The organism is Saccharothrix sp. CCNWYY140, from assembly GCF_037401995.1.
Classification (GTDB): Bacteria; Actinomycetota; Actinomycetes; order Mycobacteriales; family Pseudonocardiaceae; genus Actinosynnema.
Window position 1 is genome coordinate 1 of record NZ_JBBEGC010000082.1, and the last position, 19,057, is coordinate 19,057.

The window sequence follows — 19,057 nt, forward strand, 5'->3', positions numbered from 1 at the left end:
GGGGAACCGAGGCCCTCCACTTGTAGGTAACACCTACCGCGCGCTCCGCGCGCGAAGACCGCGCTGCGCGCGCCGAAGAGCTGGGCCGTTCGGGGTTGGGTTGGGGTGACCGGGTGGTGGTTGGTCAGTCCTCGTCCCACTCGCAGGCGAGGCCGTCCAAGTCCAGGTCCAGGTGGTGGCGGTCTCGGCCCAGGACTTCGATTCTGGTCAAGCCCTGTTCGTGCAGCCACTCGCAGGCCTCACGAGGGTCCAAGGGGAAGAACCACGGGACGCACACGCCGTCGGTGAGGTAGCCGCTGTCGCAGTTGTTGCGGTTCGGCTTCTGCTTCGACGTCGGAACAGGCGTCGGCGGGGGTGTCGTTGTCGTGGGTTCCGGGGTGCTGGTTGCGGTTACCGGGATGGCTGGGCGGGGTTCCGGGTCGCCAGTTGAGACGGGGGTTTCCGCAGGGGGCTGCACGTTGAGGGTGGTGGTGTGGGTGGCGCTGAGTACGCCCGGTTGGACCGGGCTCAGGTCTACCCGGCGGACGTCCACCGGGCGTGGTTGGTCCACGGAGATCACCAGCGTCAGCAGCGCTCCGGACGCCAGGGCGCCCATCGCGCCGGCGAAGGCCAGTCGTCTGCTCATCCCGTTACTCGCTCCAGAAGGCACTCCTCGGTGCCGCGTGGAATCGTTCTTGTGGCCGACCTCGTTACGGGTTGAGGCCTGGGGGTCACCCGGTGCGGTCGTGTCTCGGCAGGACACGCCGGTTGTGACACGATCGGGTGATGCCGACGGATGTGGGAATCCTCGGACCGGGCACGGTGACGTGGCAGCTGCACGCCGACCCGGCGATGTGGGTCGCGGGCATCTCCAGCCTCTACCTCCAAGCCCTGCACCCGCGTGCGGTCGCCGGGGTCGTGCAGAACTCCAACTTCCTCGAAGACCCGCTGGGGCGGCTCATGCGCACCGCGAACTTCGTCGGCACGGTCAGCTACGGCACCACCGACGAGGTCCGGGAAGCCGCCGCCAAGGTCCGCATGGTGCACCGGATGCTGCGCGGCCAGGACGAGCACGGCCGGCGGTTCCGGATCGACGACCCCGAACTCCTTCTGTGGGTGCACTGCGCTGAAGTCCACTCCTTCGTCACCGTCGTGCGCCGCGCGGGCTACCGGCTCACCGACGCCCAGGTCGACCGGTACTACGACGAGCAGCGCCGCACCGCCGAGCTGGTCGGGCTGCACGCGGACGAGGTGCCCGGCAGCGCCCGCGCGATGGCCGACTACTTCACCGCCACCCTCCCCGACCTCAAGCGGACCGAGGACTCCGAGCTCGTCTACCGGTTCCTGCACCGCCCACCGGTCAACGGTCTGCTCCGCCTCGGCCTGGACGCCTACGAACCCCTCCTGGGCCACCTCGCCTACTCGGTGCTGCCGCCGTGGGCGATAGCGCTGCACGGCCGCCGCCCCTACCCCGAACCGGTCGCGACGGCGATGCTCCGCGCCGCCCGCACGGCCGCCCTCCTGGTGCCGCCGCCGATCCGCTGGGGCGTCCCGGAAGGCCACGTGAACCGGGCCGTCCGACGGCTCGGACTGGGCGCCGTCCCGCGCCGATCGCTGCTGCCATAAGGGGTTTGTTCGACGTCACACCAATTGGTGCTCCGAACGGTCCAGCGGATTGGGCTGATGAGACCTTCGTCGCATAAGGATCTTCAATGCCGGTGCCTAGCATGAACGACGTCTGGTGCGTAGATCCGCACCGCGTCCCCGAGCACCGGAAGGTTCGCAGCCCATGCTGTTCCGACGACTGCTGCCCGCGATCGCGGCGGTCACCGCTCTCTCCCTGACCTCCGCCTGCGGCGGCGCGGGCGACGACACGCTCAAGGGCAAGGCCGACGACGGCGAGCTCACCATCGGCATCCGGTTCGACCAGCCGGGCCTCGGGCAGCGCAGGCTGGACGGCAAGTTCGTCGGCTTCGACGTGGAGGTCGCCAAGTACGTGGCCGACAAGCTCGGCGTCCCCGAGTCGGGCATCACGTGGAAGGAAGCCCGCTCGGCCGACCGCGAGAAGCTGATCGCCGACGGGACCGTGGACTTCGTCGTCGCCACCTACTCCATCACCGACAAGCGCAAGGAGAAGGTGGCCTTCGCGGGTCCGTACTTCCAGACCGGCCAGGGCCTCATGGTCCGCTACACCGACGACGAGATCACCGGACCGCAGACCCTGAACGGCAAGCGACTGTGCTCGGTGACCGGTTCGACCTCGGCGCAGAAGGTCGCGGCGGAGTTCGCGCAGGGCGTGGAGCTGGTGGAGTACGGCCAGTACTCCGACTGCGTGACCGCGCTGCTCGCGGGCAACGTCGACGCCGTCACCACCGACGAGGTGATCCTCGCCGGTTACGTGGCCGAGAACCCCGAGCTGCTCAAGCTGGTCGGCGACACCTTCACCACCGAGCGCTACGGCGTGGGCTTGGCCAAGGGCGACACCGCGGGCCGCGCCGAGGTCAGCTCCGCGATCGAGCAGATGGTCGGCAGCGGCGAGTGGCGCAGGGCGTTGGAGCGCAACATCGGCCAGGCCGGCGTGAAGCTGCCCGACCCCCCACAGGTCACCGAGAAGTAGCCCCGCGTTCAGTGGTAGTGCTGCGGGTGGCCAACCGATACGCTCGCGTGCGCAGGCCGTGGTTTCTGTGTTCGTGTCACACGCTCGCGGAACGACACGCGGGCGTGCCCTCCCTGCCTCAGGCGGCGGGGAAACGCCCCGGGACGGCCGGGGCTGCACGGTGCAGCCCCAAGCTTTCCTGCGATGGAGGCAGGTACATGGCACTGGGCACGGTCAAGTGGTTCAACGCCGAGAAGGGCTTCGGGTTCATCGCCCAGGAGAACGGCGGTCCCGACGTCTTCGTGCACTACTCGGAGATCCAGGGCGGCGGGTTCCGCACCCTGGAGGAGAACCAGCGCGTCGAGTTCGAGATCGGCCAGGGCACGAAGGGTCCGCAGGCCCAGAACGTCCGCAAGGTCTGATCGCTTTCGCACGAGAGGCCCCGACCGTTCGCGGTCGGGGCCTCTCGGCGTTGCGGGGGTTCTAGAAGCCGCGCTGACGGGCTTCCCACTCCAGGCGCTGCATGACCCACTCGGTGGCCAGCGCCTGCGGGGACGTCTGCCGCTCGGCGGCCAGCTCCTTCAGCTGCTCGTTGGCCATGAGCTGGAGGCGGAGCTGGTAGACCTGCGCGTTGCCGAAGCTGCCGCCCGACGCGGTGGTCTCGACGTCGGGGTCCGGGGCCAGCGCCGCGAGGTACGAGGTCAGCTCCTCGTCCGGCAGGATCTCCTCCTGCTCCTTGGCGGGAGGCCGATGCCGGCCGGATTTCGAGCGTCCTAGCGATCCAAGAGGCACGGCGACACGATAACGGTTGAGTTGCGGAGCGCGCGAAACTGTGGCGTGGGTCACAGTTGTGTGCGCGGAGAGGCCCCCGCGCCAGGGGGAGGAACGCGGGGGCCGGAGGGGATCTCCACAGGCGCTGACCGGGGGTGTGTCAGCAATTCGGATTGTTGCACGTGCATCGTGGCCTGGGGAGTGGGTTCGCCCAGATTCTTCAGCGGCTCGTCAGCCGACGAGCGAGTACCCCGCCTCGGTGACGGCGGCCTTCACCTCGTCGTGGCCGAGCTCACGGGTGCTGGTCACGGTGACCGCGCCGGTGGCCAGCTCGACGTCGACGCCGGTGACGCCGTCCACGGCGGTCAGCTCCTCGGTGACGGAGCTGACGCAGTGGCCGCAGGTCATGCCGCTGACGGTGTAGGTGGTGACGGACATGGTGGTTTCCTCTCGCGCCGGTGCGGCTTCCGAGGATACCCCTACGGGGTAGTGGTGTCGTCGGGCGGCGGGGTCTCGAGGCTGGTGATCTCGCTCTCCAACCGGCCGACGAGCTCCTCCAGGCCGGCGAGCATGCCGTCCAGCTCGGACATCTTGTCGCTCATCATGGCCTCGATGTCGGCCTCGATAGCGGCCAGGTTGAGGCTGCCGAACAGGAGTTGCGGGTCGACGGCGGGCATCGCGCCCGATCCGACGGCCTCGGCGACCGCGGGGTCGACCGCCTGCGGGACTTCGGTTTCGGCAGCGGCGGCTTCGGCCTCGGACGCGGGCACGGCGGGTGCGCCGGCCTCGGGCGCGGCCGGCGCGGTGGCTTCGGGGGCCGTGGGCTCGGCGGCTTGGCGCGTGGTCGGGTCCGGGGCTTCGGCGGCGCTCGCGGGCGGTTGCGCCGGGGCCTCGGTGGGCTCGGGCGTGGTGTCGGCGTCGGTCGGCCGCGGGTCCGGCTCGGTCATGGGTCCACCCTCTCGCTTGTTCGCGGCAAGCACATCACGGCCCGCTTGACACCAAGTGGTTTACACGGAAAGTGACACTCCGTTGTCTTGGAATCACTCTGCGGGGGGCTGCGGTGGTTCGACGGGCTCGCTTAGCCTCGCGCCAACCTCAAGTCGGGGAGGCGTCATGAGCGGGTCCCTAGAAGTGCGTCAGTTCCTGTGGAACCAGGACGACATCATGTCGAGGCCGGGCGGTGGGGTGCCCGCGCAGCGGACCGGTGAACCCTCGCGGATCTCGGACGAGCAGGTCCACCGGGCGCGGTTGTCGGTGGCCCGGGGTGCGACGAGCGCCGAGGACTGCCGGTTGCTGCTCGACATGCTCGGGCTGTCACCGGGCGAGGACGGCGGCCCGCCGCCTGTTCAGCGGTAAGCCGTGAGCGGCCCACCCGACACGCGCACCCCCCGGGTAGCGCGTCTCGGGTGGGCCGCTTCAAAACATACCGAGCGGTCTTTTTAGGGGCAATTCACAGGGCGGTGCACGGGGCGGTCCGTCCCGCGGCGGTTCCGGCCGGCGTGACGTGCTTGCGCGCCGACCCCGGGCGGCGAAGGCTGTGCACGCACCGCACCGCACCGACCACTCGGAGCCTGTGATGTCCCCGCAGCAGCACCGCGCGCTGGCCACGCGCGAGGCCATCCTCCGCGCTGCCGCCGAGGAGTTCGATCGCGTCGGCTACGACGCCGCCCCGTTGAGCGCCATCCTGGAGCGCAGCGGCGTCACCAAAGGCGCGTTCTACTTCCACTTCGCGTCCAAGGAAGCGCTGGCGTCGGCGATCGTCCAGGTCCAGGACGACACCTGGCCGCGCCTGGCCGACCGGTGGCGCGACCGCGGCATGGATCCCCTGAGCACCCTCGTCGGTCTGTGCGACGACGCCGTGTCGCTGCTGTCCCGCGACGTCGTGCTGCGCGCCGGCGTCCGGCTCGCCGCGGACCGGGAGTTGGGCTACCCCGGCCTGTCCTCCGCGCACCTGCGCTGGGAGAAGGTCCTGGCCGACCTCCTGGTCGCCGCCGGGAGCGCGGGCCAGTTGCGGCCGGGCGTCGACCCGGAGGCCGCCGCTCGGGCGCTCACCTCCGCCGCCCTGGGCGCCCGCCTGATCTCCAGTGCCACCTCGCGCTGCGCCGACTACCCCGAGCGGATGCGCGAGGTGTGGCGGTTCGTCCTGCCCGGTTTGGCCGCCGAACCGTGGTGTTCGTCCGTACTTCGGATGTTTGCCGACCCGCAAGTTCTGTGACACTGTTACAGAATGAGTTTCGTCGCTGAACGAACCAGAGAACCGCTGGTCAGACTGGGCGGCGCGTTCATGGTCTCGCCCGAGTTCGCGGCCCGCGAGCAGGCGGTCGGCCTCCCCGCGCGCACGCTGTACTTCCGCGGCCGGACCGCAGTCCTGGGCGATCCCGAACCCGGTGTCGTGGCGGCCCTGATCGGCATCTTCCCCGAGTGGCTGATCGAGAAGGCCCTCGTGCGCGGCCTGCCCGCCGACCTCGCGATCGAGGCCTACCTGGGCGGCTGCTGGGACTGGTCGCGCACCGCGCTCACCGGCGCGGAGGACTCCGACCACCTGGCCGAGCTCGGGTTCGCCGTCGCCGACGCCGCCGACTCGTCCGGGCTCGCGCTGTTCCGCGGCTGGCGGGACGCGCCGCGCCCCACGGACGGCCCCGCCCGTCTCGGCCACGCCCTGATGCTCCTGCGCGAACTGCGTGGCGGCCTCCACTTCGCCGCCCTGCGCGCGGTCGGTCTCAGCGTCACCCAGGCCGTAGCGCTGGACCCGGGCGGCGGTCGCGGTCGGCTCATGCGCACCGGGTGGCTCCCCGAGGACGCCGAGGCGCTGCTCGCCTCCGTCGAGGGCCGGGACGACCTGGCGGCCCGGTGGCGCGACGCCGAGCGGCTGACCGACGACCGGTTCGACGAAGTGCTGGCCGTCTTGAGCCCTCCGGAGCGCGAGAAGTTCGCCTCCGGGCTCGCCGCGCTGGGCTGACCGGCCGTCGAACGGGGGTGGAATCGCAGGTCAACGACTTGTGCCACCCCCGTTTTGGAGTAGCTGGTACCTGTGCCCTATGCTTACGATGCTTCCACCGGACAGCGTGGAGGGCCTGGGAAGAAGGTGGCCCAAGGGCTGCCGGAGGAACTCAGGTCCCCATCGTCTAGCGGCCTAGGACCCCGCCCTTTCAAGGCGGTAGCGCGGGTTCGAATCCCGTTGGGGGCACGTAGTACAGTAGGAAACGCAAGGCCCAGTGGCGCAGTTGGTTAGCGCGTCGCCCTGTCACGGCGAAGGTCGCGGGTTCAAGTCCCGTCTGGGTCGCAAGGCTGTTCGGCTGTTCGGCCGAGCCGCATACCTGGCCAGGTAGCTCAGTTGGTACGAGCGACCGCCTGAAAAGCGGTAGGTCGGCGGTTCGACCCCGCCCCTGGCCACACCTGCGAAAAGCCCACTCGGATTCCCGGGTGGGTTTTTCGCTTTCTACCAGCGGACCACCGCGAGCGCTTGGTCGTCGTGCACTTTGGAACGGCGCCAGCGGGTGCGTTCCGGATCGCTCGCTTCGGCTTCGCGGATGGTGTCCAGCACCGCTTCGGGTCCTTTTGCGAGCGTGATCTCCAACACTTCCCGCCAATTCGCGAACAAGCCGTAGTCGTCCACTCCGCAGGCGACGCCGTCGGTCGCGAGCAGCACGGTGTGCACTGCGTCACGTCGCCATGTCCGCCGCACCGCCCGGTATGCCGCTTCCGGGTTCGCCTCGGCCACCCAGAAACCGCCCTCGCGGTTGCGCCAGTCCGTGATCCGGCTCACTTTTCCGCGCAGGTCCCGCAGGCGGTGGTCGGCGAGGACGTCCACATCGGCGCCGAACGCGACGACCGGGCTGTCCGCGAGCACCAGGGCGTCCACGGTGTCGTCGGTCCAGCGGACCATCGCGACCGTGCTGGACGGTGAGTCGCCGGGGACGAGTCCGTGCCGGTCGGCGAGGCGCTGGATGGCGGCGGCAAGCTCGTCGCCCAGGTCGCCGTCGAGCGAGGTCAGTTCGGCGGCCAGGGCCCGGGAGTGCCAGCCGCCGTCGCGGTCGGTCGGGGTGGGCGAGGTGGCGCCGTCCAGCACGACCACGGCGTTGTCCAGGACGACGATCCGGTCCTCGGTGGGGCGGGGGCGGCCGTCGAGGCCGACGCCGGCGCGTTCGGCGGTGGTGATCTCGGGCATCACGTCCGAGCCTAGTGTCAACCAGGGTTGACAACAGCGGGGTTGTCAACCAAAGTTGACGGCATGACAGAGGCGACGGAACTGGCCTCGGCGGCGGGCGACCAGGACCCGCGGGTCGGGCTCCGGGCGGTCAGCGCGTTGCGCCGGCTGCTGGAACAGCTCGAAGCGGTCCAGGTGCGCAACGCGCGGAACCGGGGCTGGTCGTGGCAGGAGATCGCGGCCGAGCTCGGCGTCAGCCGGCAGGCCGTCCACAAGAAGCACGGGGGCGGGCGATGATCGGGGAACGGTTCACCAGGGACGCCAGGCAGGCGGTGCTTGACGCGGTCGAGGAGGCGCGCAAGGACGCCGCCGACGCCATCGGGGCCGAGCACCTGCTGCTCGCGCTCCTCGACACGCCGGTGCTGGCGTCCTTCGACGTGTCGCGGGCGGAGGTGGAGGCGGCGCTGCGGGACGCCCGGCGCAAGGGCGGGCTCAGCGACGCCGACGCGGCGGCCCTGCGCGGCCTGGGCATCGACGTCGACCAGGTGGTGGCGTCCTTGGAGCGGTCGCTGGGCGAGGGCGCGCTGGCCGCGGGACCTCCCCGGCGCAAGCGTTTCTTCCGCGACCACCTGCCCTTCGCGCCGGCCGCCAAGAACACGCTCGTGCGCGGTCTCGTCGAGGCCCGCGACCTCGGCCACGGGACCCTCGGCAAGGAGCACCTGGTGCTGGCGCTGCTGTCCGGGAAGGGGCTCGCGGCCGAGGTGCTGCACGCGAAGGGCGTCAGCTACACCGAGGCGCGCCGGCGCGTCGTCAGCGCACCGCGGTGAGCCGCGGGTGGGGAGTCGGTGAGCTGCGGGCGGCGGGCGGGAGCGCGCCGGTGAGCTGCGGGCGGCGGGTCAGCGCACCGCGGTGACCCGCGGCTCGACCCAGGTGACCCGGGGCAGGAACGCCTGGGTCAGCGGGCCGATGGTCACCGCGTACAGGACGGTGCCGAGGCCGACCGTGCCCCCGAGCAGCCACCCGGCCGCCAGCACGGTCACCTCGACCACCGTCCGGACCAGGCGCAGCGACATCCCGGTCCGCCGGCAGAACCCGGTGGTCACGCCGTCGCGCGGGCCGGGGCCCAGCCGCGCCCCGATGTAGACGGCGGCGGCCAGCCCGTTGAGCACGATGCCCGCGACCAGGAACACCGCCCGCACCAGCAGGTCGGACGGGGCGGGCACCAGCCACAGCGTCACGTCCACCGAGACGCCGATGAGCACGACGTTGCTGATCGTGCCCACGCCGGGCCGCTGGCGCAGCGGGATCCACAGCAGCAGCACGGCCGCGCCGACCAGCACCGTGATGGTGCCGAAGGACAGGCCGGTCCGCTTGGACAGGCCCTCGTGCAGGACGTCCCACGGGTCCAGGCCGAGGGTCGCGCGGATCTGGAGCGCCATGCTCGCCCCGTAGAGCCAGAGGCCGGCGAAGAGCTGGGGAAGGCGGCGGGCGGGAGCGACGGTGACGGGGACCGGGGTGAGGGCGGCGAGCATGTGGCCATCCTGAGCGGCGATTGGCCTTGTCTTCCAGAGCCAATGTTCAATAATTGGCCTTATGAACCACGACGTCCCACCCGGTGGACGTATATCCGGCTTCCGACTGGCCCGCCTGCTCGGCGAGTGGCGTCGGCGCGGCGCGCGCCAGGGGTCCGCGGACCTCGCGGCGGCCATCCGGATGCTCGTCCTCGACGGCAGGCTCCCCGCCGGGACCCGGCTGCCCGCCGAACGCGAACTGGCCGACGCGCTGCCGGTCAGCCGCACCATGATCACCGCGGCGCTGGACCAGCTGCGCGAGGAGGGCCTGGTCGCCAGCAGGCGCGGCGCGGGGTCGTGGATCAGCCTGCCCACCGGGTCGCTGGGCATCGTCCCGGACACCCCGCTGCTCGGGCACAGCATGGTCGACTTCGCCCGCGCCGCGCCGCCCGCGATCCCGGGCCTGCTCGCCGCGTTCGACGCCGTCCGCCTGCGCCTGCCCGAACAGCTCGCCGACCACGGCTACTACGAGCACGGCCTGCTCGACCTGCGCCGCGCCATCGCCGACCGGTACGCCGCGCGCGGCCTGCCGACGTCGCCGGACCAGATCATCATCACCAGCGGCGCGCAGCACGCCCTGGCGCTGGCACTGCGCCTGCTCACCGGCCCCGGCGACCGGGTCCTGGTCGAGCAGCCCAGCTACCCCAACGCTTTGGACGCGATCAAGGCCGTGTCCGCGATCCCCGTGCCGGTGGCCATGACCGCGACGGGGTGGGACCTGCCCGGCATCGCCGCCGCGTTCCGCCAGGCCGCGCCGCGCATGGCGTACCTGGTGCTGGACTTCCAGAACCCGACCGCGCACCGGCTCGACGCGGAGGGCCGGGCGGAGCTGGCGGACATCGCCCGCCGGGCGCGCACCCCGCTCGTGGTCGACGAAACCGTGGTGGAACTGGACCTGGACGGCGATCCACTGGCCGGTCCGCCGCCGATGGCCGCCTACGCCGAGGACCTGGTGATCACGCTGGGGTCGGCGAGCAAGGCGTTCTGGGGCGGACTGCGGGTCGGCTGGATCCGGGCCACCGCGGAGGTCGTGCACCGGCTCGTGTCCACCCGCACGGCGCTGGACCTCGGGTCCGCCGTGGTCGAGCAGATGGTGCTGGCCGAGTTGCTCGGGGACGCGGACCGGGTGCTGGCCGAGCGCCGCGCGCTGCTGGCCACCCAGCGGGACGTGCTGATGGCGGGTCTGCGCGAGCACTGCCCCCAGTGGCGGTTCCGGCGGCCGGCGGGCGGGCTCAGCGTGTGGTGCGAGCTCGACGCCCCGATCAGCACGCGGGTCGCGGTGGTGGCCCAGAACCACGGCATCCGGCTCGCCCCGGGTTCCCGGTTCGGCGCGCACGGCGGGTTCGAGCGGTGGCTGCGGCTGCCGTACGTGCAGCCGGCCGACGTGCTGCGGGAGTCCGTGCGCCGCCTGGGCCTGGTGGCCGCGTCGGTGGCGGGGACGAGCGTGGCCGGCGAGGCCGACGCCACGATGCCCGTCGCTTGATCCCCTGGTGGGTGCTACCGCCGCCGGGTTTCCGGCTCAGCCCCTCGGTGGGCCGGGAACCCGGCGGCGGAAACCCTGGGGGACCTGCGGCGGGGACGCTCCAGGGATGGCGTCCCCGGCCGCAGGTTCCCTCTGGGACCCCGTCGCCGCAGGGGCAGTGCGACGACGGGGTCTTGCCCGCTCCTGCCGGGGCGCGGTCGGCAGGACGGGAAGCCTTGGGGTGGTGCGGGGTGGGGAAGTGGCGAGCGGGACGGACCGGTGTGGTGTCCGGGTGCCATCAGGTGCGCGTCGGGGCGCGCGAGGTCCCGGAGACGTGCCCTGCGGCGTGCCGAGGGCAGACGGGTCCCGCGTAACTCAGTCGGGTGACGTGCTCGGCAGGCCGGGGATGCTGCCGGGTGCGCGCCGGTCGTCGCGCTGCTCGACCCGCCACAGCGCGGGCGGTGCGAATCTGTCCTGACCGGTGTGCGACGCGATCCCGCCACCGCGGTGGCCTTGGGACCCGTCGTGTCCGCTCGCCGACGCGGAGGTCGGGGCGGTGGGCGCGGGCGCCTGCTGGGGCGCGGGCGTCGGCGTGAAGGGCTGGGGGTTCTCCCAGGTGGGAGTGGTGCGGTCCGGTTCGGCGGCCTGACGCGGTGCCGGCCTGCTCGGCGCGACGTCCTGCTCGACGACGGCCGGCGGCGGGGCCTGCTCGGCCTCCGCCGGCGGGGCCTGCGCGGCCAGGCGGGCGGCGGCCTTGGCCGCGACCTTCGCCTGGTACTGCTCGGGCGGCAGCGCGTTGGCGATCGACCGGGGCGCGGTGGTGCTGTGCGTGCCGCCGGTGTGGCTGTACTCGACGTCCCGCGTGTCCTCGTCGTCGTACTCGTAGACCGGGGCGTCCTCGTCCGACTCCTCGCCCGTGGGCACCTCGACCGGCAGCGGGTGGACCGGCAGCGCGATCGGCGCGGCGGCGGGTGCGGTGAGGACGGGTGCGATGAGCAGCGTTTCGTCCAGGCCGGGTGCGGCGAGCAGTGGCTCGTCGAGGGCGGGCACAAGCACGTGCGGGGGCGGGCCGTCCGGGGTGCGGGCGGCGAGCGCGTCCAGCAGCGCCGTGGTCGCCGTCTGCTGACCGTCGACCGCCAGGTTCACCGCGTCGAGTGGGTTCATCCCCACGTCCGGGTGGTCTTGGTCGTCGGCCGCCGCGACCCCGCCGGAGAGCAGCCAGGCGGTCACCGCGAACCCGCCCACGGCCAGCGCCCGGAGCAGCAGCGATCCGCTGCGGCGCGCCGCGTCGGAGACTGCCACTGGAGATCACCACCGTTCCGGGTACGGCGAACGGGACGGACCGTTCGAGGTCGACGTTCTGCTATGTCTAGCACTGGTCACCGCAATTTCGAACGATATGCCACGGAACCCACTCGGAAGGGCGGTGCCGTGCGGCTGTCCGGGTTGTCGCGCCCGTCAGTGAACACCGTCCGTCGTGTTCAACGGATCGAGTGACCGCCGATGTCCGGAGTGGACTCAAGATCCGAACGACCCTCGCTTTTGGACGGGTCACGCGACGAACCACCGGGTGGCGGTGTCCGGTGCGTCCTCTTGGCGCAGCACGAACTTCAGCGGCCCGGAGGGGACGTGGTCGAGGTGGAAGAAGCCTCCAGGCCCGAGCGGGGTGGTGATCGAGCCGGTGGGCCAGTGGGTGTGCAGGGTCGTGCCGAGGTGCGCGAAGCCGGTGGCGTGCAGGCCGCCGGGAGCGGGTTCGACGACCAGGTCCAAGGCCGTGAAACGCAGTGTGCGGGCGGTGTGGGAGCCGCGGGTGTGGGCGGAGTCGGTGATCAGTCGCGTCAGGACCGCGCCGGTGCGCTCGACGAAGGCGGCTTCGGCTTGGGCGACAACGAATTCCGGTACCGGGTCGGTCCGGTCGAGCAGGTCCGCCAAGAGGGTGAGCAGGTCCAGGTCGGACAGGGTCGCGGTCATCGGACGGCCTCCGCGGTGAGGCGGCGGCGCAGGACGGTCAGGCAGCGGTGGCGGGTGGGGCCCAGGCTGTTGGCCGGGATGCCCGTGGCCCGCGCCAGCTCGGTGAAGGTCAGGTCCGGGGCGTGGGCGACCAGGTGCAGCAACTCGCGGCAGCGGGCCGGGAGCGTCCGGTAGGCGTGCCACAGGCGGGTGCCGGTGTCGGTCGCCTCCGCGGTGTCCTCGGGGCTCGGCGACCGGTCCGGCAGGCGCAGGTCGGCGGGCTCCTCGCGGGACCTCGTGCGCAGGACGGCCAGGCTCTCCCGGCGGGCGGTGGTGACCAGCCACGCGGTGAGGCGGTCGGGGTGGCGGATCGCGGTCAGGTTCTCGGCGAGGATCAGCCACGTGGCCTGGGCGACGTCGGCGGCGTCGTCGCGGGTGAGGCGGAACGACCGGGCCACCGCCCACACCAGGCGCAGGTGGCGGCGGACCAGTTCGCGCCAGGCCGCGTGGTCGCCGAGGCGGGCCGAGGTCAGCAGAGCGGCGTTGGATCGATCTTGCATGTTCCACGTGAGGAACGCTCGCAGCGCCGGGATACCGGGTGCCGCACAATGGTGTGGATCTTGGAACGGACCGGCTCTTCCCGGCGTCTACGTGCGCTTTCACTCCGTCCTGAGGCTCGCCGGGCGGATCGCGTGGCGCAGGGCCGGCAGCGCGCAGAGCGACACGACCAGCACGACCGCCGCCGCGCTGCCGACGGTGGTCGCCAGCTCGACCCAGTCGATGCAGAACAACGCCGTGGGCACGACCAGCCACGCCGCGCCCAACCCGACCGGCAGCGCCAGGGCGATGCCCAGCGCGGTCGGGATCGCCGACTGCCACAGGACGGCGGCGGCCAGCGTCCGCTGCGGGACGCCGTTCGCGGCGAGGACCGCGGTGTGCCGGCGGCGTTCCCACACCTGGTCGACGGCCGCCGCCGCCAGGCCGACCACGGCCAGCAGGACGAGCAGCACCGAGCCGCCGATCACGCCGCTGCGCAACGACGTGAACAGCTCCACCTGGCCCACCCGCGCCGTCGCCAGGACCACCGCCCGGTCCACGCGGCCGGTCGCGGCGAGCAGGCTGTCCCCGAACGCCCGGTCCGGCGGCCCGACCACGACCAGTTCGCCGGGCGGCACGGCGTCCAGCACCGGGTCCGCGCCGCTCGCGACGAACAACCCCCGTGCCGTGCCGGGCACCTCGCGGTGCGGCGGGACGATCCACGTGCGCTCGCCGATCGCCAGGCGCGTGCCGGGCGCGGGAACGCCCGTGGTGCCGGCCGTGCGGTAGGCGGCCCCAGGGGTGCAATTGGTGACGTCGAGGCGTTCGGCGAGTTCGGCGCAGTCGGTGCTGATCACCTGCACGGTCAGCTCGCCGCGCGGCGCGAGGGTGCGCACCTCGCTGACCCGCCGCACGCCGCCGACCAGCGCGATCGCCTCCTCCAGCGACCGGACCGGGGTGTGCTCGGCGAGGTCGAGGACCCACCGGTCGGGTTCGGCGCGGGACTCCAGTTCGACGGCGGCGGTGACCTGCGCGGCGACGCCGAGCAGCACCTGGAGCGTCAGCGACCCGGTGAGCACCACGACGACCCCGGCCAGCACGCGCGGTGTGCCCGCGTCGAACCGCAGGCCGCGCACGGCCAGCATCGGCGCGACGGCCTCCGGGTGCAGGCGGTGCGCGACCCGGTCGACCAGCCACGGCAGCACCGCCCCGGTGCCCGCGAGGACCAGCACGAGGCCCGCGCCCAGGCCGACCGCCGTCGCCGAGTCGGCCAGGACCTCGTCGAACGACCCGACCGCCGCCACCACCACGAGCACCGCCGCGCCCGCACCCAGCAGCGCGAACCGCCACCAGGCGCGGCGGGCGGGCGTGTGCGCGGCCCGGTGCAGGCCCAGCGGCCCGATGTCCACCGTCCGCAGCGCGACCAGCGCCGACACCACCGCGACCACCGGCACCCCGACCGCGATGAGCGCCCCGAGCACGGGGTCGGGCAGCAGGTCGGTGGGGAAGAACCCGACCCCCTCGACCTCGATGAACCGGGCCAGCGGCCGGGCGGCGAAGAACAGCGCCACCCCGACCAGCAGCCCGAGCACGGCCCCGGTCAGCGTCTCGCCGCCGGCGATGCGCCGGACCTGCGCCCGACTCGCGCCGACCAGCCGGATCGCGGCCAGCCGCCGGTCGCGCCCGGTCGCGCCCAGGCGGGTGGCGACCAGCACGAAGATGCTCAACGGGACCAGCAGCGCCCCGATCGCCCCGAGCACGAGCAGGCGGTAGGCGGGCAGGAGGGTGGCTTTCGGCTGGTCGCCGCCGAACCCGGCGACGGGCGCGGCGCCCTCGGCGTGCGCCAGGCCCGCGTAGAACAGCAGCGACTTCGGGCGCGGCAGACCCGCGTCGGCGATCACGCCGATCACCCGTTCGGGGAAGCGCGCCCGCACCGAGTCGTCGGTCCGGATGAGGTCCAGCAGTTCCGGCGACACCACGACCTCGCCGGGTTGCGGCAACCGGCCGACGCCGGGCGGCGTGGGCGCGTCGGCCCGGGTGGCGGCCAGTTCGACGCCGACGATCCGCCGGCCCTGCCACGACACGACGACGTCCCGCGCCCGCAGCGGGGCGTCGTCCCCGGCGGCGACCGGGTCCGCCGCCCGCACCCGCTCGGACTTGGCCTCCCGGGCCGGGCCGACCGAGGCCGCGAGCAGCAGCACGACCACGCCCAGCCCGACACCGGCGGCGGTGAGCGCCAACCTGGCCCACGAGGTCCGGCTGCCCCCGACAGCCAGTCGGACCCCGAGGACCAGGTCGGCGACCCACCTCACGGCAGTCGCCCCGAACGGTCGACTCCCGTCAGCCCACGCAAGCGCCACTCGTCCCCCACATGGGAGTAGACGCATCGGGGGCCGTTTCGGTGGCCCGGTGGGTGGGTGCCGCCGCCCGGAGGAGAGGGGCGGCGGCACCCGGTACGGGGTGGCCTCATTCCGCGCGCAGGCCCAGCGCCCCGGTGGCCCGGCGCAGCGACGGCAGGGTCAGCGCGGTCACCACGGCGACCAGGACCGCGGCGGCGGCGCTCAGCAGCCCGATCCCCGGCCAGTCCAGCACGATCGGCTGGGACACGATGCGCAGCAGCAGCACCGCCAGGCCGCAGCCGATCGCGACCGACACCACCAGGGCCAGGACCAGCGGCACCGCGTTCTGCCACAGCAGCGACCGGCCCAGCGCCGCCCTCGGCACACCGCTCGCCGCCAGGACCGCCAGCGGGCGGCGGCGTTCCCGGACCTGCTCCAGCGCCAGGACGAGCAGGCTCGCGCCGGCCAGCAGCAGCGTCACCAGCGAACCCGCGAGCAGGCCCTGGCGGATGCTCTGGAACTGCTCGATGCGTTCGGTGACGTGGGAGGTGCCGAAGTAGTAGGCGTAGGTCCGCCAGGTGAGCGGGCCGACGGCGTTGCGCACGTGTTCGACGATGTCCGGCTGGTTCGGGTCGACCTTCACCAAGACGGTCAGCTGGGACAGCGGGAAGTCGACGCCCTTGAGCGCGCCCGGCGTCAGCATCAGGCCCGGCACGGCCCCGTCGGTCTCCCCGGCGGGCGGGCCGACCCGGGTGTACGTCGGGATCGTCCACTGTGGACCGACGCGCTTGTCGTCGCCGTACCCCTCGCTGAGGGTGACGAGGGTGCCGGGCGCCTCTTGGTCCGCGGCCGGGATGTCGTGGCGCTCGTCGGTGATCGAGTAGAACGCGTCACCGTCCTCGCAGCTAGGCAGGCTCGCCTGCGTGGCCAGCGCCGCGCAGGAGGCGACGAGCGCTTCCCGGTAGTCGTCCTCGCCGATCTGGTACCGCAACCGCCACAGCTGGTGCACGCGCTCGACGCCCGCGGACCGTTCGATCAGCCCCGTGACACTCGCGGCGACCTCTGGCGGGGACCGGTCGAGGCTCACCACGAGCCGGGCGCGGTCGCCCTCGGAGATCGGCGTGTCCACGATCTGGCTCTCGGCACTGGCCAGCACGGACTGCAACGCGATCCCGCCCGCGAGCACCACCGCCACACCGCCGACCACCCGCGCCGCCGTGCCGCTTTCCAGCTGGAGCCTGCGGATCGCGAGCTGCCACGACGGCGTGCCGCCGCGCAACCGGCCGACCGCGCGTTCCACCACCCACGGCAGCAGCAACGGGATGCCCAGCAGCAGCAACAGGATGCCGCCGACCACGATGGTCGTGTTCGTCTGCGCGTCCGGGCCGCTCAACGCCCCGGCCTGGGTGAGCAGCGCCACCGCGCCGACGACGACCGGGATCGTCCGCCACCACAGCACCCGCCGCACCGGCTTGGCCCGGCGCACCACGCCCAGCGGCTCGATCACCGTGCGCCGCATGGCGATCATCGACGTGACCACCGCCAGCACCGGCACCAGCACCGCGATCAGCACGGCGAGCGCCGGGGCCGGCATGACGTCGCCGACGAACACGCTGATGCCGACGAGCTGCACGTCCTCCACGAACAGCCGGCTGACCAGGAACAGCGCCGTGCCGACCACGAGCCCGGTGAACGCGCCCAGCAGCGCCTCCCCGGCCGCGATCCGCCGCACCCGCCGCGCCCCCGCGCCCACCAGCCGCAGCGCGGCCAGCCTGCGGTCCCGCTCGGCGCCCGCGAGCCGGGTGCTGATCCCGACGAACACCAGGACCGGGAACAGCAGCGCCACCACGCCGATCATGATCAGCAGCGACAGGATCGGGTCCAGCTCCCGTTCCCGCTCCACGCCCCCGAAAGCGACGATGGGATCCCCCGGCGCCTGCCGCACGGAGTCGTCGCCCGCGACGAACGCCAGGTCGTGCGGCGCGTTCAGGCCCGCCAACCCGATCAACCCGGCCCGCCGCTGCGGGAACCGCTCGCGCAGCAGCTCGCCCTCGGGCGAGTCCAGCAGCCGTGCCAGGGCGGGGGACACGAAGACCTCGCCGTCGCCGGGCACCCTCGACAGGCCCGGCGGCACCGGCGCGTTCGGCCCGGTGGCCGACACGAACCGGCCGCCGATCCCCTTGCCGCGGAACTCGGTCGACCAGCGCCGATCGTGCAGGACGTCCTTGCCCGGCTCGGCCTCGCCCAGCACGGCCGACCCGGCCGCGCCGCGCTCCCCGCGCGCCTGGAGCATGGTCGGCACGGACGACGCGGCGAGCAGCACCGCGACCCCGATGCCGATCCCCGCGCCGGTCAGGGCCAGCCGCACCCACGACGTGCGCCCGCCGCCCATCGCCAGCCGGACGCCCAGCAGCAGGTCCGACGCCCACTGCCGCACCACCGTCATCGGACCGGCTCGACTTCCCGCGACCGGCCGTCGCGCACCACGACCTCGCGGTCGGAGTAGGCGGCGACCCGGGCCTCGTGCGTGACCAGCACGACCGCCGCGTCGGTCTCCTTCGCCGCGGCCGTGAGCAGCTGCATCACGCGCTCGCCGTTCAACGAGTCCAGCGCGCCGGTCGGCTCGTCGGCGAACACCACCCGCGGCCCGGTGACCAGCGCCCGCGCCACGGCCACCCGCTGCCCCTGCCCGCCGGAGGTCTCGCCGGGCCGCTTGTCGGCCACGTCGGACACCTCCAGCCGCTCCAACCAGGACCGCGCCCGCGACTCGGCCTCCTTGCGCTTCACCCCGCCCAGCCGCAGCGGCAGCGCCACGTTCTCCAGGCAGCTCAGCTCCGGCACCAGCTGGCCGAACTGGAACACGAACCCGAAGTCGGTGCGCCGCAACTCGCTGCGCTCGCCGTCGGCCATCGCGCTCAGCTCGACGTCCCGGTACCGCACCACGCCCGCGTCCGGCGTGAGGATGCCCGCCAGGCAGTGCAGCAGCGTGGACTTGCCCGACCCGGACGGACCCATCACGGCCACCACCTCGCCCGGGTGGACGCTCAGCCCGGCCCCGTCCAGCGCGGGCGTGGGCCCGAAGGACTTGCGCAGGCCCACGGCCTCCAGCAACGCGCTCACCGGACCACCTCCGACAGCTTGCCCAGGCGCGCGGCGGTCAGCTCCAGCCACCGCAGGTCGGCCTCCAGGTGGAACAGCGCGTGGTCGCAGATGAGCTGGTCGGCCAGGTCGCCGTCGCCCTTGCGCCGGGTCAGCTCCCGCATGGTGCGCAGGTGCGCGGACCGCTGGACGTCCAGCACGTCGTCGGCGCTGCGACCGGACAGCAGGGCGAGCACGACCTTGGTGTACAGGGTGTTCTGGAGGTAGGGCTCGGGCTTCTCGGGCGTGGTCAGCCAGTGCTCGACGTCGGTGACCCCCGCGTCGGTGATGGCGTACCGCTTGCGCTCCGGACCGTCACCGGCCTCCACCCCGGCCTCCTCGACCAGTCCGTTGCGCAGCAGCCGGGACAGGGTCGTGTAGACCTGCCCGTAGTGCAGCGGCCGGTCCTGTCCGAAGCGCTCGTCGTAGGCCTTCTTGAGGTCGTAACCGTGCCGTGGACCTTTTTCCAGCAGGCCCAGCAGGGTGTGTCCGATCGACATGCCGGCCACTATACACACGGTGTATACACCGGGTTCATAGCCTGATCGGTGGTCGCCCGATCGGGCA

General features: G+C 72.9%; 22 protein-coding genes and 3 tRNA genes. 12 read left to right on the plus strand and 13 right to left on the minus strand.

Annotation, left to right across the window (positions count from 1 at the left end):
- Positions 1-124 precede the first annotated feature (124 nt).
- A complete protein-coding gene (locus WBN91_RS27995) occupies positions 125-625 on the minus strand; it encodes a hypothetical protein (RefSeq protein WP_337727127.1) in 501 nt (166 codons plus the stop codon).
- Between the two features lie 140 nt (positions 626-765).
- Here WBN91_RS27995 and WBN91_RS28000 point away from each other — a divergent pair, with 140 nt between their 5' ends.
- The 3 genes from WBN91_RS28000 to WBN91_RS28010 all read left to right on the plus strand — a co-directional run bounded on the left by WBN91_RS28000 (position 766) and on the right by WBN91_RS28010 (position 2,997).
- A complete protein-coding gene (locus WBN91_RS28000) occupies positions 766-1,605 on the plus strand; it encodes an oxygenase MpaB family protein (RefSeq protein WP_337727128.1) in 840 nt (279 codons plus the stop codon).
- 163 nt (positions 1,606-1,768) lie between these two features.
- On the plus strand, positions 1,769-2,596 hold the full coding sequence (locus WBN91_RS28005) for a glutamate ABC transporter substrate-binding protein (protein WP_337727129.1): 828 nt from the start codon (positions 1,769-1,771) through the stop codon (positions 2,594-2,596).
- Positions 2,597-2,793: 197 nt separating this feature from the next.
- Positions 2,794-2,997, plus strand: coding sequence for a cold-shock protein (locus tag WBN91_RS28010; protein WP_121224525.1), 204 nt, complete (start codon positions 2,794-2,796; stop codon positions 2,995-2,997).
- Positions 2,998-3,058: 61 nt separating this feature from the next.
- Here WBN91_RS28010 and WBN91_RS28015 read toward each other — a convergent pair whose 3' ends face one another.
- The 3 genes from WBN91_RS28015 to WBN91_RS28025 all read right to left on the minus strand — a co-directional run bounded on the left by WBN91_RS28015 (position 3,059) and on the right by WBN91_RS28025 (position 4,293).
- Positions 3,059-3,367 (minus strand): hypothetical protein, encoded by a 309-nt coding sequence (locus WBN91_RS28015; protein WP_337727130.1) that lies wholly within the window; start codon positions 3,365-3,367, stop codon positions 3,059-3,061.
- 210 nt (positions 3,368-3,577) lie between these two features.
- Complete coding sequence (locus tag WBN91_RS28020) at positions 3,578-3,784, minus strand: heavy-metal-associated domain-containing protein (protein ID WP_337727131.1); 207 nt, start codon at positions 3,782-3,784, stop codon at positions 3,578-3,580.
- A gap of 41 nt (positions 3,785-3,825) precedes the next feature.
- Complete coding sequence (locus WBN91_RS28025) at positions 3,826-4,293, minus strand: hypothetical protein (protein ID WP_337727132.1); 468 nt, start codon at positions 4,291-4,293, stop codon at positions 3,826-3,828.
- Positions 4,294-4,459: 166 nt separating this feature from the next.
- On the opposite strand from WBN91_RS28025, the gene WBN91_RS28030 reads away from it, so the two are divergent.
- From WBN91_RS28030 to WBN91_RS28055, 6 genes are all read left to right on the plus strand, one after another.
- Positions 4,460-4,702, plus strand: coding sequence for a hypothetical protein (locus WBN91_RS28030; RefSeq protein WP_121224536.1), 243 nt, complete (start codon positions 4,460-4,462; stop codon positions 4,700-4,702).
- Positions 4,703-4,922: 220 nt separating this feature from the next.
- Complete coding sequence (locus WBN91_RS28035) at positions 4,923-5,561, plus strand: ScbR family autoregulator-binding transcription factor (protein ID WP_337727133.1); 639 nt, start codon at positions 4,923-4,925, stop codon at positions 5,559-5,561.
- Between the two features lie 12 nt (positions 5,562-5,573).
- Complete coding sequence (locus WBN91_RS28040) at positions 5,574-6,305, plus strand: SCO6745 family protein (protein ID WP_337727134.1); 732 nt, start codon at positions 5,574-5,576, stop codon at positions 6,303-6,305.
- A gap of 155 nt (positions 6,306-6,460) precedes the next feature.
- Positions 6,461-6,533 (plus strand) — tRNA-Glu (locus WBN91_RS28045).
- Between the two features lie 22 nt (positions 6,534-6,555).
- Positions 6,556-6,629, plus strand: a tRNA-Asp gene (locus tag WBN91_RS28050).
- A 36-nt stretch (positions 6,630-6,665) separates the two neighbouring features.
- Positions 6,666-6,739, plus strand: a tRNA-Phe gene (locus WBN91_RS28055).
- A 46-nt stretch (positions 6,740-6,785) separates the two neighbouring features.
- Here the strand turns inward: WBN91_RS28055 and WBN91_RS28060 are convergent.
- On the minus strand, positions 6,786-7,514 hold the full coding sequence (locus WBN91_RS28060; protein WP_337727135.1) for a hypothetical protein: 729 nt from the start codon (positions 7,512-7,514) through the stop codon (positions 6,786-6,788).
- Positions 7,515-7,577: 63 nt separating this feature from the next.
- Between WBN91_RS28060 and WBN91_RS28065 the strand changes: the two genes are divergently transcribed.
- Entirely contained in the window at positions 7,578-7,790 is a 213-nt protein-coding gene (locus tag WBN91_RS28065; protein WP_121224542.1) for a helix-turn-helix domain-containing protein, read from the plus strand.
- On the plus strand, positions 7,787-8,320 hold the full coding sequence (locus WBN91_RS28070) for a Clp protease N-terminal domain-containing protein (RefSeq protein WP_337727136.1): 534 nt from the start codon (positions 7,787-7,789) through the stop codon (positions 8,318-8,320). The genes WBN91_RS28065 and WBN91_RS28070 overlap by 4 nt, the downstream gene beginning before the upstream one ends.
- A 69-nt stretch (positions 8,321-8,389) precedes the next feature.
- Here WBN91_RS28070 and yczE read toward each other — a convergent pair whose 3' ends face one another.
- The gene (yczE, locus tag WBN91_RS28075) at positions 8,390-9,025 is read right to left on the minus strand and encodes a membrane protein YczE (RefSeq protein WP_337727137.1); all 636 of its coding nucleotides are present in this window, start codon (positions 9,023-9,025) and stop codon (positions 8,390-8,392) included.
- 61 nt (positions 9,026-9,086) lie between these two features.
- Between yczE and yczR the strand changes: the two genes are divergently transcribed.
- Entirely contained in the window at positions 9,087-10,547 is a 1,461-nt protein-coding gene (yczR, locus tag WBN91_RS28080; RefSeq protein WP_337727138.1) for a MocR-like transcription factor YczR, read from the plus strand.
- Positions 10,548-10,901: 354 nt separating this feature from the next.
- Here the strand turns inward: yczR and WBN91_RS28085 are convergent, their stop codons facing one another.
- The 7 genes from WBN91_RS28085 to WBN91_RS28115 all read right to left on the minus strand — a co-directional run bounded on the left by WBN91_RS28085 (position 10,902) and on the right by WBN91_RS28115 (position 18,990).
- Positions 10,902-11,828 carry a hypothetical protein gene (locus WBN91_RS28085; RefSeq protein WP_337727139.1) on the minus strand — a complete coding sequence of 309 codons (927 nt, stop codon included), beginning with the start codon at positions 11,826-11,828 and terminating at the stop codon, positions 10,902-10,904.
- Between the two features lie 249 nt (positions 11,829-12,077).
- Positions 12,078-12,497, minus strand: coding sequence for a hypothetical protein (locus WBN91_RS28090; RefSeq protein WP_337727140.1), 420 nt, complete (start codon positions 12,495-12,497; stop codon positions 12,078-12,080).
- Positions 12,494-13,036 (minus strand): RNA polymerase sigma factor, encoded by a 543-nt coding sequence (locus tag WBN91_RS28095; RefSeq protein WP_337727141.1) that lies wholly within the window; start codon positions 13,034-13,036, stop codon positions 12,494-12,496. The genes WBN91_RS28090 and WBN91_RS28095 overlap by 4 nt, the downstream gene beginning before the upstream one ends.
- Positions 13,037-13,135: 99 nt before the next feature.
- Positions 13,136-15,325 (minus strand): ABC transporter permease, encoded by a 2,190-nt coding sequence (locus WBN91_RS28100; RefSeq protein ID WP_337727142.1) that lies wholly within the window; start codon positions 15,323-15,325, stop codon positions 13,136-13,138.
- 154 nt (positions 15,326-15,479) lie between these two features.
- Positions 15,480-17,798, minus strand: coding sequence for an FtsX-like permease family protein (locus WBN91_RS28105; protein ID WP_337727143.1), 2,319 nt, complete (start codon positions 17,796-17,798; stop codon positions 15,480-15,482).
- Positions 17,795-18,472 (minus strand): ABC transporter ATP-binding protein, encoded by a 678-nt coding sequence (locus WBN91_RS28110; RefSeq protein ID WP_337727144.1) that lies wholly within the window; start codon positions 18,470-18,472, stop codon positions 17,795-17,797. The genes WBN91_RS28105 and WBN91_RS28110 overlap by 4 nt, the downstream gene beginning before the upstream one ends.
- A complete protein-coding gene (locus tag WBN91_RS28115; protein WP_337727145.1) occupies positions 18,469-18,990 on the minus strand; it encodes a PadR family transcriptional regulator in 522 nt (173 codons plus the stop codon). Before WBN91_RS28115 ends, WBN91_RS28110 begins: the two co-directional genes overlap by 4 nt.
- Positions 18,991-19,057: the final 67 nt, after the last annotated feature.

What these genes read in the sequence shown, in the direction of transcription:
- WBN91_RS27995 (WP_337727127.1), bottom strand. Translation starts at nt 625, where the DNA reads ATGAGCAGACGACTGGCCTTCGCCGGCGCGATGGGCGCCCTGGCGTCC.
- WBN91_RS28000 (WP_337727128.1), top strand. Translation starts at nt 766, where the DNA reads ATGCCGACGGATGTGGGAATCCTCGGACCGGGCACGGTGACGTGGCAG.
- WBN91_RS28005 (WP_337727129.1), top strand. Translation starts at nt 1,769, where the DNA reads ATGCTGTTCCGACGACTGCTGCCCGCGATCGCGGCGGTCACCGCTCTC.
- WBN91_RS28010 (WP_121224525.1), top strand. Translation starts at nt 2,794, where the DNA reads ATGGCACTGGGCACGGTCAAGTGGTTCAACGCCGAGAAGGGCTTCGGG.
- WBN91_RS28020 (WP_337727131.1), bottom strand. Translation starts at nt 3,784, where the DNA reads ATGTCCGTCACCACCTACACCGTCAGCGGCATGACCTGCGGCCACTGC.
- WBN91_RS28025 (WP_337727132.1), bottom strand. Translation starts at nt 4,293, where the DNA reads ATGACCGAGCCGGACCCGCGGCCGACCGACGCCGACACCACGCCCGAG.
- WBN91_RS28030 (WP_121224536.1), top strand. Translation starts at nt 4,460, where the DNA reads ATGAGCGGGTCCCTAGAAGTGCGTCAGTTCCTGTGGAACCAGGACGAC.
- WBN91_RS28035 (WP_337727133.1), top strand. Translation starts at nt 4,923, where the DNA reads ATGTCCCCGCAGCAGCACCGCGCGCTGGCCACGCGCGAGGCCATCCTC.
- WBN91_RS28040 (WP_337727134.1), top strand. Translation starts at nt 5,574, where the DNA reads ATGAGTTTCGTCGCTGAACGAACCAGAGAACCGCTGGTCAGACTGGGC.
- WBN91_RS28060 (WP_337727135.1), bottom strand. Translation starts at nt 7,514, where the DNA reads ATGCCCGAGATCACCACCGCCGAACGCGCCGGCGTCGGCCTCGACGGC.
- WBN91_RS28065 (WP_121224542.1), top strand. Translation starts at nt 7,578, where the DNA reads ATGACAGAGGCGACGGAACTGGCCTCGGCGGCGGGCGACCAGGACCCG.
- WBN91_RS28070 (WP_337727136.1), top strand. Translation starts at nt 7,787, where the DNA reads ATGATCGGGGAACGGTTCACCAGGGACGCCAGGCAGGCGGTGCTTGAC.
- yczE (WP_337727137.1), bottom strand. Translation starts at nt 9,025, where the DNA reads ATGCTCGCCGCCCTCACCCCGGTCCCCGTCACCGTCGCTCCCGCCCGC.
- yczR (WP_337727138.1), top strand. Translation starts at nt 9,087, where the DNA reads ATGAACCACGACGTCCCACCCGGTGGACGTATATCCGGCTTCCGACTG.
- WBN91_RS28090 (WP_337727140.1), bottom strand. Translation starts at nt 12,497, where the DNA reads ATGACCGCGACCCTGTCCGACCTGGACCTGCTCACCCTCTTGGCGGAC.
- WBN91_RS28095 (WP_337727141.1), bottom strand. Translation starts at nt 13,036, where the DNA reads ATGCAAGATCGATCCAACGCCGCTCTGCTGACCTCGGCCCGCCTCGGC.
- WBN91_RS28105 (WP_337727143.1), bottom strand. Translation starts at nt 17,798, where the DNA reads ATGACGGTGGTGCGGCAGTGGGCGTCGGACCTGCTGCTGGGCGTCCGG.
- WBN91_RS28115 (WP_337727145.1), bottom strand. Translation starts at nt 18,990, where the DNA reads ATGTCGATCGGACACACCCTGCTGGGCCTGCTGGAAAAAGGTCCACGG.